The organism is Streptomyces sp. sk2.1, from assembly GCF_008120935.1.
GTDB lineage: Bacteria > Actinomycetota > Actinomycetes > Streptomycetales > Streptomycetaceae > Streptomyces.
Genome location: NZ_RDBO01000013.1, coordinates 1 through 18,043, shown reverse-complemented (window position 1 = coordinate 18,043; position 18,043 = coordinate 1). Strand labels below are relative to the sequence as shown.

At 72.9% G+C, this 18,043-nt stretch carries 12 protein-coding genes; 11 read left to right on the top strand and 1 reads right to left on the bottom strand.

Annotation, left to right across the window (positions count from 1 at the left end):
* Positions 1-201 precede the first annotated feature (201 nt).
* Positions 202-600: a hypothetical protein gene (locus EAO76_RS02045; protein ID WP_148832696.1), complete on the top strand. Its 399-nt coding sequence runs from the start codon at positions 202-204 to the stop codon at positions 598-600.
* 160 nt (positions 601-760) lie between these two features.
* Here the strand turns inward: EAO76_RS02045 and eccCa are convergent, their stop codons facing one another.
* Entirely contained in the window at positions 761-4,684 is a 3,924-nt protein-coding gene (gene eccCa / locus EAO76_RS02040; RefSeq protein ID WP_148832694.1) for a type VII secretion protein EccCa, read from the bottom strand.
* A 274-nt stretch (positions 4,685-4,958) separates the two neighbouring features.
* Here eccCa and eccD point away from each other — a divergent pair, with 274 nt between their 5' ends.
* The 10 genes from eccD (at position 4,959) to EAO76_RS01990 (ending at position 18,018) form a co-directional block, all read left to right on the top strand.
* On the top strand, positions 4,959-6,341 hold the full coding sequence (gene eccD / locus EAO76_RS02035; RefSeq protein WP_148832692.1) for a type VII secretion integral membrane protein EccD: 1,383 nt from the start codon (positions 4,959-4,961) through the stop codon (positions 6,339-6,341).
* Positions 6,342-6,463: 122 nt separating this feature from the next.
* Positions 6,464-7,909 (top strand): type VII secretion protein EccB, encoded by a 1,446-nt coding sequence (gene eccB / locus EAO76_RS02030; protein ID WP_148832689.1) that lies wholly within the window; start codon positions 6,464-6,466, stop codon positions 7,907-7,909.
* A 260-nt stretch (positions 7,910-8,169) separates the two neighbouring features.
* Positions 8,170-8,517, top strand: coding sequence for a hypothetical protein (locus tag EAO76_RS02025; protein ID WP_148832687.1), 348 nt, complete (start codon positions 8,170-8,172; stop codon positions 8,515-8,517).
* Between the two features lie 219 nt (positions 8,518-8,736).
* On the top strand, positions 8,737-9,762 hold the full coding sequence (locus tag EAO76_RS02015; RefSeq protein ID WP_148832685.1) for a GDSL-type esterase/lipase family protein: 1,026 nt from the start codon (positions 8,737-8,739) through the stop codon (positions 9,760-9,762).
* 212 nt (positions 9,763-9,974) lie between these two features.
* Positions 9,975-12,143 (top strand): iron-containing redox enzyme family protein, encoded by a 2,169-nt coding sequence (locus tag EAO76_RS02010; RefSeq protein WP_148832682.1) that lies wholly within the window; start codon positions 9,975-9,977, stop codon positions 12,141-12,143.
* 84 nt (positions 12,144-12,227) lie between these two features.
* Positions 12,228-14,063, top strand: a complete 1,836-nt coding sequence (locus EAO76_RS02005) for a carbamoyltransferase (protein WP_148832680.1) — start codon at positions 12,228-12,230, stop codon at positions 14,061-14,063.
* Between the two features lie 47 nt (positions 14,064-14,110).
* Positions 14,111-14,260, top strand: coding sequence for a hypothetical protein (locus EAO76_RS44300; protein WP_187438432.1), 150 nt, complete (start codon positions 14,111-14,113; stop codon positions 14,258-14,260).
* A gap of 64 nt (positions 14,261-14,324) precedes the next feature.
* The gene (locus EAO76_RS02000) at positions 14,325-15,641 is read left to right on the top strand and encodes an aspartate aminotransferase family protein (protein WP_148832678.1); all 1,317 of its coding nucleotides are present in this window, start codon (positions 14,325-14,327) and stop codon (positions 15,639-15,641) included.
* An 89-nt stretch (positions 15,642-15,730) separates the two neighbouring features.
* Entirely contained in the window at positions 15,731-16,729 is a 999-nt protein-coding gene (locus EAO76_RS01995; protein WP_148832676.1) for a dihydrodipicolinate synthase family protein, read from the top strand.
* A 2-nt stretch (positions 16,730-16,731) separates the two neighbouring features.
* Positions 16,732-18,018, top strand: coding sequence for an ATP-grasp domain-containing protein (locus EAO76_RS01990; RefSeq protein WP_148832675.1), 1,287 nt, complete (start codon positions 16,732-16,734; stop codon positions 18,016-18,018).
* Positions 18,019-18,043 lie beyond the last annotated feature (25 nt).

Here is an 18,043-nt window from a genome sequence, read left to right as displayed (position 1 = left end):
GGCAGTACGGCCGACAGCGCCCGCACCGGGTCCACGATCCCCGGCACGCCGACCGCCCGGCGCCGCCCACCGGGGGCCGGGCGTTCGTTGTCCGGGGGCTTCCCCTACCTTGAGGTGGGACGTGCCCGCCGGGGTGCGTGACGACAGGCCGGGGGGCATGTGTCCGTCTCACAGGTGGTCCGCAGGGGGATTTGGTTCGGCGTGCTCGTCGCCGCGTGGCCCGCGGGCGTCTTCGGGTCGCTCTGTCTCGTCGGCACCGCCGCGCAGCTCTCCACGGGCACGCCCGAGGAGGCCCTCGACGCTTTCCTGGGCGGCGTCATGGCGATCGGCGGGAGCATGGTGGTCGGTGTCCTGCTGGGTGCCGCGACCGGGGGCGCGCTCGCGGCGGCCCCCGGCTGGTTCACCGCCCGGGCCCCGTTGCGGGGACTGCTCGCCGCAGTCGTCGCGAGCACCTTGTTCCTGCCCGAGGTGGCGGTGGTGATCGCCGCCGGCTCCGGTCCCCTGCCGGCCCTGCTCGTCCTCCTGTGCGTACCGGTCGTCGGCCTGGTGGCGGCGGCACGCAGCGGCGCCCTCATGGGACGCACCCGGCACCACCCCTGAACCCCGGCACCGCCCCGGCCGAGGGCCGGGAAGTGACACCGGCCCCGCCCGTGCGGGCCGGGAACGGCCGACCGCCCGGCACCGATGAAACGGGTGCCGGGCGGTCGTCGTCCCGGGGCTTTCGGCATCCGGGCTGTCCCGGGGGCTTCCGGCATCCGGGCTACCGGTTCGCCTCCTCCGTCTCCGGCAGCAGCGCGGTCTGCACCTGGACCACTCCCCTGCGGGTGATGAACTGCGCACGTCCGGGCGTGAGTTGCCTCGGCTTGGTGTCGTTGAACAGATAGCCCTCCGAGGGCGGGCAGGAGAGCAGCGCGGCCGGTGTGTTCACCTCCATCAGGCGGCGCAGCAGCGGGTCGCTCATCGCCCGTGCCGCACCGTTGGCGCTGCGCGCCACGATCAGGTGCAGGCCGAGTTCGGCGCCCTGGGCGAGGTAGTCCAGCAGCGGGCCGAAGTGGTTGGACATGCTGCCGGAGACCATGTCGTAGTCGTCCACGATCAGGAAGACCCGCGGCCCGCTCCACCAGTCCCGCCGCTTCAGCTGCGCGGGCGAGACGTCCGCGCCGGGCAGCCGTTCCTTCATGGCCCGTGCGACGCCGTCCACCGCCTGCTTGAGGATGTCGACGGAGACCGCGTAGCCCAGCCGGTGCGCCTCGGGGACGTTCTCCAGCAGCCCCCGCCGGTAGTCGACCAGCATCACCCGCGCCTCGGCGGGGGTGTAGCGCTCCGCGATCGTCCGGCAGACCGTGCGCAGCAGGTTGGTCTTGCCGGTCTCCGCGTCGCCGACCACCACCAGGTGCGCGGTCTGTGCGAAGTCGTGCCACATGACGTCGAGCCGGTCGCCCTCCAGGCCCAGCGGCATGCGCAGGTCGCCGTCCGCGCCGACCTCGGCGTCGGGCAGTTCGGCGGGGTCCAGGAGGACGGGCAGGGTGCGGACCGCGGGTGCGGACGGGCCCGCCCAGTGCTCGGCCACCCGCGCCACCGCGTCGGCGACGCCCGCCCCGAGGTCCGCGGCGCTCTCGCCGCCGTCCACCCGGGGCAGGGCGGTGAGGAAGTGGTGCTTGGTCTCGGTCATGCCGCGGCCGGGCGCCTTGGGGATGGTCGCGGCGGCCCGCATGTTGATCATCGAGTCCATGCTGTCGCCGAGCCGCAGCTCGAAGCGGGTGCCGAGCTGGTCCCGCAGCGAGGTGGAGATCTCCGCCCAGCGGCCCGCCGCCACGATGAGGTGCACGCCGTAGTTGAGACCGCGCGCCGCCAGCGCCGTGAAGGCGTCCATGGTGTTCATGAAGTCCTGGCGGATCGTGCCCCAGCCGTCGACGACGAGGAACACGTCGCCGTACGGCTCGTCCGGCAGTTCACCGGCGGCGCGGCGGGCGCGCAGGGTGGCCATGGAGTCGATGCCCAGCTCGGCGAACTGCTTCTCGCGCCGGGCCACCAGCGCGCGCACCTCGGACAGGGTGCGGTGCACCCGTTCCGGGTCCAGCCGTCCCGTGACCCCGCCCATGTGCGGCAGGTCGCGGAGCGCGCCGAGCGAGCCGCCGCCGAAGTCCAGGCAGTAGAACTGGACCTCGCGCGGGGTGTGGGTGAGCGCGAGGGACATGATCAGGTCGCGCACCAGGGTGGACTTGCCGCTCTGCGGGCCGCCCGCGATGCCGATGTGCCCGCCCGCGCCGGACAGTTCGGCGATCAGGGGTTCGCGGGTCTGGTCGAAGGGCCGGTCGACGATGCCCACCGGCACCGTGAGGCGGCCGTGCAGGTCGGGGTCGATGGTGGTGAGGCCCCGTTCGGGATGCGGTTCCAGCCCCATCAGCAGGGTGTCCAGCGAGAGCGGGGTGTCCAGCGGCGGCAGCCAGACGCGGTGCGCGGGCCTGCCGCCCTCCCGCATCCGGGCCACGGCCAGCGCGAGCAGGGTCTCCTCGCTCTCCTCCTCCTGCGGCCGCGGGTCCGGCTCGGGTACGGGGACCGCGGGGGCCGTCCAGTCCGTGCGGTACGGGACCACCTGGCCGGCGACGGCCGAGGCGCCGACCCTGCGGACGCCCCGGTAGGGCCCCGAGACGTAGGCGGCCTTGAACCGGACCAGGGTGCCGGTGTCCTTCTTGAGGATGGCGCTGCCGGGTACGGAGGGCAGTTGGTAGGCGTCCGGTACGCCCAGTACGCCCCGGCTCTCCATCGCGGAGAACGTGCGCAGCGCGATCCGGTACGACAGGTGCGACTCCAGCTGGGTCATCCGGCCCTCGTCCAGCCGCTGCGAGGCGAGCAGCAGATGGACGCCGAGGCTGCGGCCCAGCCGCCCCACCATCACGAACAGGTCCATGAAGTCGCGGTGCGCGGAGAGCAGTTCGCTGAACTCGTCGACCACCACGAAGAGCGTCGGCAGCGGTTCCAGGTCGGTGCCCGCGGCCCGTGCGGCCTCGTACTCGAACGCCGAGGTGTAGTTCCCGGCGCTGCGCAACAGCTCCTGGCGGCGCATCAGTTCACCGTGCAGGGCGTCCTGCATGCGGTCGACCAGGGCCGATTCGTCGGCGAGGTTGGTGATCACGGCCGAGGTGTGCGGCAGGCCGTCCAGGCCGAGGAAGGTGGCGCCGCCCTTGAAGTCGACCAGGACGAAGTTGAGCTTCTCCGAGGAGTGGGTGAGCGCCAGGGCGAGCACCAGGGTGCGCAGCAGTTCCGACTTGCCGGAGCCGGTCGCGCCGATCAGCACGCCGTGCGGCCCCATGCCGCCCTGCGCCGCCTCCTTGATGTCCAGTTCCAGCGGGGTGCCGTCGCCGGTGAGTCCCAGCGGCACCCGCAGCCTGGCCCGCTCGCTCCGGTCGGCGCGCACCGCGTCCAGGTCGACGGTGTGCAGGTCGGGGAGGCCGAGCAGATTGGTCAGCTGCACGTCCGTGGTGAGGGCCTCGCCGTTGTCCGTGGCGACGCCCATCCGGTAGGGGGAGAGCAGGCAGGCCAGCGCCCTGGCCCGGCGGGGGCCCATCGCGTCGGGCCTGCCGAGCGCGGTCGTGGTCTCCTTCCCCGACCGGTCGGTGCCGACCAGTTCCAGCCGCTGTTCGGCGATCCGCAGCCGCAGCGTGTGGCGGGCCTGGCGCCAGGGCAGGGAGCCGGACACGTCCAGCGTCACGACGTTGCGGTAGCCGTCGGTGGCCAGTCGGGAGTCGGCGGGCGTCCGGGCGCTGTCCAGCACCACGACGCAGTAGGGCTCCTCGGCGCTCGGGGTGGCGTCGGCCTCGAAGGCGGGCCGGCCGGTGAGTTCCTCCCCGAGCAGCGATTCGAGGCCCAGGACGGAGTCGGTGACCAGCCGTACGGACCCGCCGCCGTCGACGTCCGTCGGGTGCTGGGCGTGCGGCAGCCACTTCACCCACTCCCAGGCGGCCCGACGGTCGTGGTCCGCCAGCACCACGATCCGCAGGTCCTGCGGCGAGTGGAACACGCCCAGCTGGGCCAGCAGGGCCCGGGCCATCGCGTGCGCCGCCCCCTCCTCGCCCTGCAGCAGGACGCGCGCGTAGGTGCGCAGGTAGAGCGCGACCGGCTGGTCGGGCACCGTCCCGTACGCCTTGATGAAGCGCCGCAGGGCGTGCGCGGACAGCGGTTCCAGGTCCTCGACCGGCTTGGTGCTCAGCGGGGTCAGCTTCGTCGCCAGCTGCTGCTCGCCCACCGCGATCCGCACCTCGGCGAAGTCCGCGTGCGACGCCCGCCGTTCCCACAGCCTGCTCGTGGGCACCAGGCTCCACAGGGACGCCGGGTCCGGGTGCGCCCACGCCTGCGCCTCCCGCTGCTGGGTGATCACCTTGCGGACGCGCCTGCGGCTGATCGACAGGTACCGCATGTAGTCGCGCCGCTCGCCGAGCAGCACCCGCTTGCGGTCCCCGGAGGCCCGGACGATCTGCGACAGCAGCATGCCGACGGCCGACAGCGCCATCAGCCCGATGGCGACGTACATCATGGGTCCGCCGCCGCTGCCCGGCCGCAGGAAGATGAGGACCATGCCGAGCGAGCTGAGCGCCATCGGCATGTACGTGACCATGTTGCCCATCGCGCTCTGCGTCTCGGGCACCGAGGGCGGTTCCTGGAGGCTCAGTTCGCCGTGGGGCATCTCGGGACCAAGACGCCTGGGAGGCCTCTTGAAGAGGACCACGCTCAAGGGGGATCGCCTTCCTGGGGGTGCCGACGGTTGTTGTGTCACGCCTTCGGAATGACGGGACAACGAACGCCCGGAGTACGGCCGACGGCGAATGTGCGCAGGCCGGGACGGGTGGGAGCGGAGTTGCCGATCATGACGGCACCCCACAACGTACAGACTGCACCCACAAGTTAATGTGATCAATCTGACCGCGTCGACCACCGTCCTGGAAGGCGATGAAACGCGCTTGACTGACATATCCGCGGCCCCCCTGTGCCGCCTCACGGTGCTGACGCCCGATCGTTCCGTCGAACTCGCCGTGCCGTCCGACGTCGTGCTCGCCGACCTGCTGCCGACCATCGTCGACCACGGGGGCGACGGCCTCCACGAGCGCGGGGTCCAGTCCGGCGGGTGGGTGCTCCAACGCCTCGGCCAGGAACCGCTCGACGACGAGAGCACCCTCGGCGACCTGGGCCTGCGCGACGGCGAGACGGTGCACCTGCGCCTTCGCGGGGACGCCCTGCCCGAGATCCACTACGACGACCTCGTCGACGGGCTCTCCGGCCGCTTGCGGGAACGCCCCGACTCCTGGCGGCCCCTGTGGTCGCACCACCTCATGACCGCGCTCGCCCTGTGCGTCCTCGCCACGGGCCTGCTGCTCCTGCTGCAGCCCGGCCCCTCGGGGCTCCGGGCGGTCTGCGCGGCGGCGACCGCGGTCGTCCTGCTGGCCGGCGCGGGGGCCGCCGCCCGCGCGGTCGGCGACGTCGGCGCGGGCGGTGCGCTCGGCGCCGCGGCCGTCCCCTTCCTCGCCCTGGCCGGTGCGCTGGTGCCGCAGGGAGCCGGGACCGACGCGGAACTGGGCGCCCGGCTGCTGGCGGGCTGCTCCGCGGCGGCCGGGGCCGCCGTGCTCGGGGTCGCCGCCGTCGGCGCGTGCGCCCCGCTGTTCCTGGGCATCGCCCTGGCCACGGTGCTCGGCGCGGTCGGGGGCGCCGTCATGCTCTTCGGCGCACCGGCCGCCGCCACGGCCGCCCCGCTGGTCCTGGTGGTCGTCCTGCTGGGGAACTTCCTGCCCTCCCTGGCGTTCCGCCTGTCGGGCCTGAAGGTGCCGCTGCTGCCCACCAACGCCGGGCAGCTCCAGGAGGGCATCGACCCCACCCCGGACGAGCAGATCGCCACCCGGGGCGCCGTCGCGGACGGCTACCTCACCGGTCTCTACGGCGCCACCGGTCTGGTGGCCGCGGGCTGCCTCACGGTGCTGGCGTTCGAGACGTCCTGGGCTCCGCTCGCCCTGGCCTCGGTGCTGTGCGCGCTCCTGTTCACGCACGCGCGGGCGATCGGCGGTGCGTGGCAGCGCCTCGCCGTCGTCCTGCCGGCCGCCTACGGCGCCGTACTGCTGACGGTGCGTCTGGTCCTGCACGTGCCGGACGGTTCCCGGCCGCTGCTGCTCGCCGGTCTGCTGGCCGTCGCCGCCGTGCTCGCCATCACGGGGTGGACGCTGCCCGGCCGCCGACTGGTGCCCTACTGGGGGCGCGCGGTCGACCTGCTCCACATGCTCCTCGCCATCGTCCTCGTCCCGCTGGCCCTGCTCGTCGCCGGCCTCTACCAGTACCTGCGGGGCCTCAACGGCTGAGCCCGTCGCCCGGCGGCCGACGCCGGGCGACGGGCCGGTCCCGGGGTTCCGCGGCCGACGGCCCCGATCCCCGGGGCCCTGGTCCTCGTGTGCCGGGCGGTGCCCGGTCGGAAAGGCAAGGAATGCAGTCCAGGCGGGACCAGGTCCACGCGCACATGTTCGTCATGAGCCGGCTGTCGCTGGGAATGCTCCGGGACGACCCGGACGCCCCCGAGTCGGCGCACCGGCGGACCTCCAAGGGCTTCGTCATCGGCCTCGTCGTCGCGGTGCTGGCCGCGCTCGGCGTCACGGTGTACGGGCTGGTGGTACCGGGCGGTTCGAACGCGTGGAAGGCCACCGGGACCCTGGTGATCGACGAGCGTTCGGGCGCCCGCTACCTCACGCTCGACGGCGTCCTGCACCCGGTGCTGAACGAGACCTCGGCCAGGCTGCTGGCGGGCAGCCGGATGAAGACGGTGGGCGTCGAGCCGGCCTCCCTGGAAAACGCCCCGCGCGGCTCGACCCTGGGCATCGTCGGCGCGCCGGACCCGCTGCCCCGGACGGACTCCCTCAGCCGCGACGCCTGGTCGGTGTGTGCCGCCCCGGCCGGGGACACCGGGCAGCCGCGGCTCGTCCTGGCCGTCGGCCTGGAGGCCGAGGGCAGGCCCGTCACCTCGGACCGGGCCACCCTGGTCCGCAGTGTCCCGGGGGGTGTCACGTACCTGCTCTGGCACGGCACCCGGCTGCGGCTCGACACCGCGAACTACGCGGTCCAGGCACTGGGTCACGACCGGAGCGGGGTGCGCCCGGTCCCGGACGCCTTCCTCAACGCCCTGCCCGCGGGCCCGGACCTGGCGGTGCCGGAGGTGTCGGGACGCGGCAAGGCGGGCCCGGCGCTGGCCGGCCGCCCCACGAGGATCGGGCAGCTCTTCGCCGCCTCCGGCCGCCACTACCTGCTGACGGAGCACGGCCTGACCCCGGTCACCGCGCTGGAGGAGGCGCTCCTGAAGGGCGATCCCCGTACCCAGCGGACCGCCTACGCGGGAGGGTCCGTCGTCCTTGCCGAGATCGGCCCGGACGACCTGGCACGCCATCAGGACCCGAAGCGCAACCGGCTCGTGGCGGCCGGGGGCGGCACCGTCCCGACCGAACTGCCCGAGCCCATGCCGGCCGGGGCGGACGAGGCCGTGTGCGCCGTCATCGGCACCGCGGACGGCCGGCCGACCGTCTCGGTCGTCCTGCCCGACGCGGAGCGGCTGGGGGGCCGTCCGGTGTCCAACCAGCCGGGCATCTCGGTGGGTTCCGGCACCGCCGACCTCTTCGCGGTACGTCCCGGGGGCGGTGCCCTCGTCACGGCACTGTCCTCCGCGGGCACCGGCACGGCCCACTACCTGGTCACCGAGACGGGCGCCAAGTACCCCGTGCCCGGGGGCGAGAGCACGCTCAGGCAACTCGGTTACGACGCCGAGCAGTCCGTCCCCGTGCCGTCCGCCGTTCTCGGCATGCTCGCGTCCGGACCCGCGCTGGACGACACCGCCCTGTTGGCGCAGGGACTCGTGGAGACGTCGGCGAACGGGGCGTCCCGATAACCGACTGCCCCACGCCTTAAGGGAATTGAGCTTTCCTTGAGGATGGGGAGGTCTTCGGACACGCGCTTTCTTCCGCATCACCGCAGCTCACGCGCATATCGAAGGTGAACATTCAGATTGCCGGTGAGCGCGCATACCAAGATCCCGCACCGCGTATTAATCTGATGATCAACCGACCCGGAGGGATTCATTCCCGGTGCGGTCGGCCTGCCGTGCACCCGTGGTGTCACCGTGTTCCAGCAGAGTCCAGGAGGACCTCCATGCCCGACGTCTCCGGCTTCAACATCAATTCGGCCGACGGCCTGTCCAACGACGAGACAGCGATGCTCGAAACGCTGAAGACGCTGGACCGGCACCTCACCGACATGGACGACGCGGGCGTCAAGGTCAAGACCATCCAGGGGCAGGTCCGGGCGGCCTACCAGGCGGTTTCCTCGGAGACCCACGCCGCGGGCATCGACGAGTGGCTCAAGCTCCACAGCAGGGTCATGCAGCGCACCCAGTTCTTCCGCGACGGCACCGCGATGGCCAAGCAGCTCCTTGTGGACGCCGAGTTCGACGCGAACACCTACGCCGCGGGCATCTCCGGCGAGATCAACCCCAAGTAGCCCTCCCGTTCCCCACCCCGCCCTTCCCGATCTCACCGGACGGCGCGTGCTTCGACCACAGCCGGGACGACAGCGTGGCACCGTCGTTCGTCGCCCCGATGCCGAACACCGTGGAGCTGCCGACCAGCAGCCTGACCGGTCCGGACGGGACGTTCCCGCCCGCCGACGCCCGCGGCATCCGGATCCCCACACCGACATCGCAGATTGGTGACCACGTCCATGGAATCAAGCCGGGCCGCACTGACCCCGCACATGCTCAAGTACGCGGAGAAGTTCGACGACCGTGGCGACATCCGCTGGATGCCCTACCTGATGTACTTCCATCCGGCGGGTCACAGCTCCGAGGTGGTGAACACCGACCGGCTCGGCTTCCGGATCTCGCACGGTGCGGACGACCGGGCGTCGGCGGGCGGGAACGTCCCGTCCGGACCGGTCAGGCTGCTGGTCGGCAGCTCCACGGTGTTCGGCATCGGGGCGACGAACGACGGTGCCACGCTGTCGTCCCGGCTGTGGTCGAAGCACGCGCCGTCCCGGCCCTGGCTCAACTTCGCCGGGCGCAGCTACAACTCCACCCAGGAGCTGCTGCTCTTCACCCTCTACCGGCACCTGCTGCCCGCGGTCGACGAGATCGTCATCTTCTCCGGGTTCAACGACCTGGGGCTCGCGCGACTCCCCGAGGACATGCGCGGGGACCACGGAGCGTTCTTCAACTGCGGCGACTTCTTCTCCCGGATGGACGGCCCGCAGGAGCGGCGTCGCCAGGAGAAGTCGCGCGGCAGGTTCGGCCGCGGCCGGAGCACCGCGCCGGCCGCCCGGCCGGCGGCCGTGCCGGACCTCTCCGAACAGATCTCCTCCGCAGCGGAACTGACTCTGCGTCACCTCGACACCTGGCGCCTGTTCGCCGAGGGCATGGGGGCGCGCCTGACCTACGTCCTGCAGCCCCTCGCCACCTGGGTGCGGGAACAGCCGGCCCCGCAGGAGGCCGCGCTGTTCGCGGAACTCGACCGGATCTCCGACTTCGGCACCACCTACGGCGAGATCGCGGCCATGGAGTCGGGCCGGCGCCACGCCGAGTCCCTGCGCGGCGGCTGCGCGGAACTCGGCGTGCGGTTCCTCGACATCAGCCCGGTCCTGGCCGACGCGGCGAGCGCGCGGGACTGGCTCTTCGTCGACCGGATCCACTTCACCGACGAGGGCCACGAACTGGTGGCGGAAATCCTGGCGGACACGCTCGGACTGTCCTGACGACTCCCCGGCCGGCCGGCGGGCCACCACCGCCCCGGCGACCACAGGAAGCGAATCCCATGTCCTTTTTCAAGAAGCTCATCGACAGGCTCTTCCGGCGCGACTCCGGCAAGAAGGACGACTCGACCATCTACCCGATGTTCTGAGCCCTGCCCGCGATCACGTCCCCGGCCGAACGGCGGACACGGCAGGCGCCGTAAGGAGGCACCACCTTGCAGGACCGGACAGAGCCGGACTCCCCCGTCCTCGCCCCCGGACAGTCCGACGACTCCGCGTCGCGCCTGCTCTACGTGCGGGCGAACGACCCGGAGGCGCTGTTCGCGGGGACGGGGGCCGTCGAGGCGCTCCGCGCGGCCCTCGGCCCGCGTTCCGCGGACTCCGCGGACCTCGCGGACCCGGACGAGCTGCGGCGACGGGCGGTGGCCTGGGCGGACGAGGAGACCCGCCGCTACCGCGCCCTCCTCGCGAAGGCCCCCGGCGACCGTGCGGTACCGATCAGGCGGGCGGCCCTCGGCTGCGCCCCGCTGGCCGCGGTCTCCGGCGGCTGGCTTCAGTGGCTCAGCGCACCGGGCAACGCCGAGGACGCCGTGGTCCTGCGCGTCCTCGCGCTCTACGCCTCGGACGTCGGAGTCGGCCACCCCGGGGAGTCCCGGGGCAACGCGTACACCGCGCTGCTGCGCCGGCTGCGGCTCTCCCAGTACGCCGTGCCCTCCGCCCGGCTCGCCGCGGACCGGCGGATCGGCGGATCGGCCTTCCACCTCCCGGGGCTGCTGCTGGCCATGAGCCGCCGCCCGGACGACTTCGCCCCCGAGATCCTCGGAGCCGACCTGTGCCTGCGGACGGCGGGGCTGCTGCCGCCGTTGTCCGCGCTCCGGGAGCTGCTGCCGGACGCCGCGGACTGGGCGGCCCTCGACCCCGGCGCGGCCCGGCGGCCGGGAGAGCCCTCCGGCCTCGAACTGTGCCGGGCCGCCGTGGACGGGATGCGTGCCGGATCCGGCGGCGGCCGGATCGCGGACCGGACGGCCCTGGGGTTCGGCTGGGCGCTGACGGAGCTGCGGCACTGGAGCGACGCGCTGTTCGCCGAGCTCGACGCCGCGCTCGACCCGGCCTACGAGATGGCCGAGCTGATGCGGCAGCGGGCGCGCGAGGGCTCGGTCTACCACCAGTCGTTCCAGCTGGCCGGGCGCCCGCTGTCCGACTGGCTGAAGGAGTGCCGGACCGACCCCGGACCGCTGCTGCGCGTACTGGCCGAAAGCCGCCTGGTCAAGCCGGGAGACTCCGGGCGCAGCGCCCTGGTCCGGGGACTGGTCGGGGCGAACGGGCCGATGTTCCGGGTCTTCTCCGAGGAGGACCTGGCCGTCATCCGGCGGTGGATCGACTCGCTCCCCGCCGCGCCGGAACGACGGGCGGTGCCCGGCCCGGCCCCGAGCCCCTCGTCCGGGGCGCCCGCCCTGCTCCGCCACGACCCGCCGGTGGCGGAGGGGGACCGGCCGGCGGACCTGCGGGAGGCCTACCACCTGCTGCAGACCCGCTCGGACACCCCCGCGGTGCGCCGGTACGCCGAGAGCTACGTACGCGGCTGGCTGGCCCGGTCGCGCCACGGCGCCGACCGCGCGGACGTCCCCCTTCCGGACCGGTGGACCCCGCAGGGGCTGCGCCCCTGGCTGGCCGACCAGCACGACCGGCACGGCCGCGAGTTCGAGGACACCGCGGGCGCTCCCCTGCCCTCCCGCGCGGCGCTGATCGACTCGACCGTGCAGCTGGCGCCGCTGACGCTGATCGACGGAAGCTGGCTGCAGGGCTTCACCGACTACGGGCAGGCATCGTCCGAGATCGGCTTCTCCCTCTTCGAGACCTACTGGGACGAGCTGGGCAACGGCGAGACCGCGCTGAACCACCCGCTGATCTACCGCGAGGTGCTCGCGGAGATGGGGGTGGAGCTGCCGCCCACCGGATCGGCCGAGTTCGCCCGGTGGCCGGGCTTCCGGGACCGGTCCTTCGAACTGCCGGTGTACTGGCTGAGCATCGGCCGCTTCCCCCGGACCTTCCTGCCGGAGGTGCTGGGCCTGAACCTGGCCATGGAGCTGTCCGGGGTGGGCGGCAGCTACCGCCGGGCCCGGCTCGCCCTGAAGGAGCACGGCTTCGACACCCGGTTCGTGGACATCCACAACGTCATCGACAACGTCGCCACCGGCCATTCCGCCTGGGCCGCCGATGCCGTCGACACCTACCTGACCACCCTGCCCGGCTCGCCGGGGTCCGGCGCCCGCGAGGAGGCCTGGGAACGGGTGCGGACGGGCTACCGGTCGCTCAGCCCCTCCTCGGGATTCCTGGCGCGCCGGGCCGCCCGTCGGGTGCGGCGCGCCTCCGGGGCCCGATGAGGGCGGCCCGCGCCACCCGGTCCGCCGGACCGACGCACACCGCCCGGCCCGCCCGGGCGACACGACGACACCTGGGACATGTCCATGCCTGAACTGATTCTCGGCATCTCCGCCCACTACCACGACAGCGCCGCGGCCCTCGTGGCCGACGGCGAACCGGTGGCGGCCGCGCAGGAAGAGCGCTTCACCCGGGTCCGCCACGACCCGGCGTTTCCCGCGCGGGCCGTCTCCTACTGCCTGCGCGAGGCGGGCGTCGGCCTGGACGAGGTCTCGGCGGTCGCCTACTACGAGGACCCGGCGCTGAAGTTCCGCCGCGTCCTCGCCACCTACCTGGGCGCCGCCCCGCACGGGTACGCGTCCTTCCGCGACACCCTGCCCGCCTGGCTCTCCTGGAAGCTGCGCACCGGCAGGACCGTGCAGCGGCAGCTGGCCGGACTCGGCCTCGGGCGGGTGCCCGAGCTCGTCATCCGCCGGCACCACGAGTCCCACGCGGCGTCCGCCTTCTTCCCCAGCCCCTACGAATCGGCCGCCGTGCTGTGCGTCGACGGCGTCGGCGAGTGGGCCAGCACGACCCTCTGGCACGGACGGGGCGAGCGGCTGCGGCAGTTGGCGGAGCTGCGGTTCCCGCACTCCCTGGGGCTGCTGTACTCGGCCTTCACCTACTTCTGCGGGTTCAAGGTCGACTCGGGCGAGTACAAGCTGATGGGGCTCGCGCCCTACGGGAAGCCCCGCTACGCGGACCGGATCCGCGAGAAGCTGATCGACCTGAAGCCCGACGGCTCGTTCCGCCTCGACCTCGACCACTTCGCGTACCTGCGGGGCCAGGTGATGACGGGGCGCAGCTTCGAGAAGCTCTTCGACGGGCCCCGGCGCACTCCCGAGGGGCCGCTCACCGAGCGCGAGTTCGACCTGGCCGCCTCCGTCCAGGCCGTCACCGAGGAGGTGGTGCTCCGGCTGGCCCGCACCGCCCGGGACCGCACCGGCGAGTCACGCCTCTGCCTGGCCGGCGGAGTGGCGCTCAACTGCGTGGCGAACGGCAAGGTGATCGAGTCGAAGACCTTCGACGAGATCTGGGTCCAGCCCGCCGCCGGCGACGCGGGAGGCGCGCTCGGCGCCGCGCTCGCCGTCGCGATGGAGCGCGGGGCGAAGCGCCCGCACGTGGACGGGGGACGGGACGCGATGTCCGGCTCCCTCCTCGGGCCCGCCCACACCGACGAGGAGATCGCCGCCTGCCTGGACGCGCAGAACGCCGTCTACACCCGGCTCGACCCCGACGAGCTGGACCGGCGGGTCGCCGCCGGACTCGCCGAGGGAAAGATCGCGGGCTGGTTCCAGGGGCGCATGGAGTTCGGCCCCAGGGCGCTGGGCGCCCGCTCGATCCTGGGGGATCCCCGCAACCCCGACATGCAGTCCGCGATGAACCTCAAGATCAAGTTCCGGGAGTCCTTCCGCCCGTTCGCCCCGTCCGTACTGGCCGAGGACGCGAAGGACTACTTCGACCTGGACCAGGAGAGCCCGTACATGCTGGTGGTCGCCGGCATCGCCGAGGCCCAGCGGGTGGCGGACGAGGACGCCGGAGCGGCGACCGGCCTGGACCGGCTCCGGGTACGGCGCTCGACCATTCCGGCCGTCACCCACGTCGACGGCTCCGCCCGGGTGCAGACGGTGTCCGAGCGGGCCAACCCCCGCTATCACCGCCTGCTTTCCGCGTTCAAGGAGGAGACCGGCTGCCCGGTCCTGGTGAACACCTCCTTCAACGTACGGGGCGAACCCATCGTGGCCACGCCGCGCGACGCCTACACCTGCTTCATGCGCACCCGGATCGACCTGCTCGCGATCGGCGGGTTCCTGCTCCGCAAGGAGGACCAGCCGGAGTGGCGGGAGGAGCACGACTGGCGCGACGAGATTCCCCTGGACTGACCGCGCCCCGCTCCGCCGCCCGAAACCCGACGGGAAAGAGAACCCGCATGCCCACCGTCCTCCGCAAGGCACTCCTGGCACTCGTGTACGGCCTTCTCGTCGTCCCGGCGGGCCTGATCGTCCGCCGGGTCCGCGATCCGCTGGCCCCGCGCCCGGACCCCCGGGCCACGACGTACTGGATACCCACCCGTGGCTGACACCGCGTCGTCGGCCGGATCCCCCCGCCCCCGGTCCGCCGGACCGGCCCCGAGGAAGGAAGACATGTCCCACGTCATCTACAAGACCCTCGACAGCCGGCCGATACGGGCCGCCGGAGGTTCCGGCGTCTGGCTGGAGGACCACGAGGGCAGACGCTACCTCGACACCTGCGGGGGCGTCGGGGTGTCCAGCCTCGGCCACCGGCACCCCCGGATCACGCGGGCCGCGGAACGCGCCTCCCGCGATCTGGCCTGGGCGCACGCGGGCGCCTTCACCTCCGACCCGGCCGAGGAACTGGCCGAGATGCTCGCCGCGTGGTCCGGTGGGCTGCCGCACGTGCAGTTCCTGTCGGGCGGCTCCGAGGCCATGGAACTGGCGCTCAAGGTGGCGTACCAGTACCACGCGGAGCGCGGCGACACCGGCCGGGGACTGGTGATCTCCCGCCGCCAGAGCTACCACGGCAGCACCCTGGCCATGCTGGCCATCTCCGGCAACCGGCAGCGCCGGTCGGTCTTCGAACCCCTGCTGGGGCCCGCCGAGTTCGTCTCCCCCTGCTACGAGTACCGCGACCGGCTCCCGGACGAGTCCGCGGACGCGTACGCCGCCCGCCTGGCCGACGAGCTGGAGGCCACGATCCTCCGGGTGGGGGCGGACAACGTGGCCGCGTTCACCGCGGAGACCGTGGTCGGGTCGACCTCCGGAGCCGTGCCCCCGGTGCCCGGATACCTCAGCCGGGTCAAGGAGGTCTGCCACAGGCACGGGGTGCTCCTGGTGCTCGACGAGGTGATGGCCGGTCTCGGCCGCACCGGGCAGCACTTCGCCTACCTCGACGACTCGGTGGTGCCCGACATCGTGACGGTGGGCAAGGGCCTCGCGGCGGGGTACGCTCCGGTCTCCGCCGTCCTGATCGGCCCGCACGTCCACCAGGCCCTGGCCGCGGGCTCCGGGGTGCTGCAGAACGGCCAGACCAATGTGAACCACACGCTCGCCTGCGCCGTGGCCCTGGAGGTGCAGCGCACCATCGTGGACGACGACCTGCTCGGCAACGTGCGCAAGCAGGGGGAGCACCTGCGGCGTTCGCTCGCCGAGCGGTTCTCCGGGAATCCGGCCGTGGGCGACATCCGGGGGCGGGGGCTGTTCGTGGGCATCGAGTTCGTGGACCCGGAGGACGGGCACTCCCCGCTGGACGGCGGGGCCCGGCTGTCCTCCGCGATGAAGCGCACCGGGCTGGAACGCGGGGTGCTCCTCTACCCGGGACACGGGACCGTCGACGGGGAGACCGGCAACCACCTCCTGCTCGCCCCGCCCTTCATCGCCGAAACCGGTGACATCGACGAGATGGTCGCCCGACTCGGTGAGGTGGTCGACGCCTGCCTGTGAGGTGCCGACGGCGGGTGCGGAAGCCCGCCGAGAACCCGTAGAGCTCCGGACGCCGACCGGACCAGGCCGGCGAGAAAGGCCCATGCCACATGAGTGCCGAGCAGACCGACAGGACCGCGGGGACGGACCCGTTCGACAGGGTGCGCGACTTCACCGGTTCCCTCGTCGCCGTCATCACCCCCTTCAACAAGAACGGCGACGTCGACCACGGCGCCCTGTCCGAACTCATCGCCATGCACGAACGCAACGGCACCTCGGGGCTGTTCTTCCTGGGCGTCGCGGGCGAGGGGGCGACGCTGGACGACCGCGAGTTCGCGGACTTCGCACGGACCGTCCTGGAGGCCGACCACGCCCTCCCCCACTTCATCGGCTGCACCGGACACCACACGGGCGACACCGTCGAACGGGTACGGATCGCGGCCGCGCACGGCGCCGACGGCGCCGTGCTGACCGTCCCCGCGAACATGGGCCCCGACCAGGCACAGGCGGCGCGGTACTTCCTCGACGTCGCGGACGCGAGCCCGATCCCCGTCGGAACGTTCAACAACCCGGCCCGGCTGCTCACGGACCTGGACACCGCCACCCTGCTGGACGTCCTGAACCATCCCCGGATCGTGCTGCACAAGGAGGGGTCGCCGCAGACCGGCCGGATCGGCGAGATCCTGGCGGCCCGGGGCGGCGACGTCTGCTTCCTGGCCGACGACAGCCCGGACCAGGACATCATCTGCCCCGCCCTGGCCCTCGGCGCCCGCGGCATCGCCAACGCCGCGGGAAACCTGCTGCCCCGCGAACTCGCCGCGCTGGCCCGGCCGTGGCAGGACCTGTCGGACCTCGACGGGTTCAAGGAGCTCTACTTCCGGGTGCGCCCTCTCATCGCGTTCCTCTACAGCCGTCGGAGCCCCATCGGGATCAAGTCGCTGATGAACGCCGCGGGCCTGCCCGCCGGCCACCTCCGGGCGCCCCTCACCCCGATGCCGGACCACGAGACGAAGGCCGGCCTGGACCTCCTGCGGGCGTACCTGCGCACCGCCGACGAGGGGCCGTCGGCCGCCTCCGTCACCCCGTTCGAGAACCTGGACAGGGGCTGACCGTGGCACACGTCGTATTCGTCGACAGCGGACCGGCCTCCCTCGCCGCCTTCGAGGTCGCCAAGGGCCTGGGCCACCACGTCACCTTCGTGGAACCCCTCGACATCTCCACCCTGCGGCTGACCGCCACCTCCCGGGACCGCGTCGCGGCCGCGCTGGAGCACGTCGACCGGACCTTCACCGTCGACCGGCTCGCGGAGGACCTCGACGGGCGGATGCGCCTGATCCACGAGGAGCTGCCGGTCGACGCCGTGATCACGACCTCCGAACTGGCGGTGCTGCCCACCGCGCGCGCCGCCGAGTCCATCGGGGTCAGAACGACCCCGGAGCACCGTCTGGCCCGGGTGGTGGAGAAGGACCTGTGCCGGGACCTGCTGGTCCGGGCGGGCATCCGCTCGCCCCGGCACGCGACGGTGACCGACGCCGGGGAGGCCCGCACGGCCGCCCGGGAGATCGGCTTCCCCCTGGTCGTCAAGCCCAGCCGGGGAACGGCGAAGGAGGGCGCGGCGATCATCCGCGCACAGGACGGTCTCGACGCCTACTTCGACGGCCGGAACGCCTCCCGCGCCGCCCGGGACGCGACCCTGGACACGCTCATGGGCACCCGGCTCGTCATGGAGACCTACCTCGAAGGGGTGCTCTACTCCGCGGAGATCGTGGCGGGCGGCGGCGACATCCGGGTCATGATGATCACCCGCCGGGAACGCGCCACGCACAACGAGCTCTTCGAGGTCGCGGCCGTCATGCCGTCGGGCCTGCCGCAGGAGCGTACGGCGGATGTCGAGGACTACATGCGTGCCGTCTTCGGCGAGTTGCGGCTGACGGTGGGCGTCTACCACGTCGAGTTCATCATGACCGCGGACGGTCCGACCCTCGTCGAGATCAACCCCAGGATGATGGGCGGGATGTCCCCGTTCGTCTTCCGGCACGTCACCGGCGTCGACCCCTTCCGCGTGCTCGTCGCGGAACATCTGGGCGAGCGCCCCGAGCTTCCCGGACCCCCCTTCGACAGGGCGGGAATCGTCGTCGCGTTCGGCAGCGTCGAGGGCGGTGTCCTGCCGGCCGACGTCGAGCGGCGGGTCGAGGCCCTCGTGGACGAGTACCGTCCGCTGCGCCACTCGCTCAATGTCCGGGGCGGGGACCGCGTACCGCGACTGACCGGCAACTACAGCGTCCTCGGCTACTTCTGCCTGGGCGCGCGGACCACCGAGGAGGCCCGGTACCTCGGCCGGGCACTGATCTCCGACATGAGCGACGCCCTCGGCCAGCGGCTGGCCACGTACGACTGAGTGCCTCCTCCTCCCTCCCCTCCCC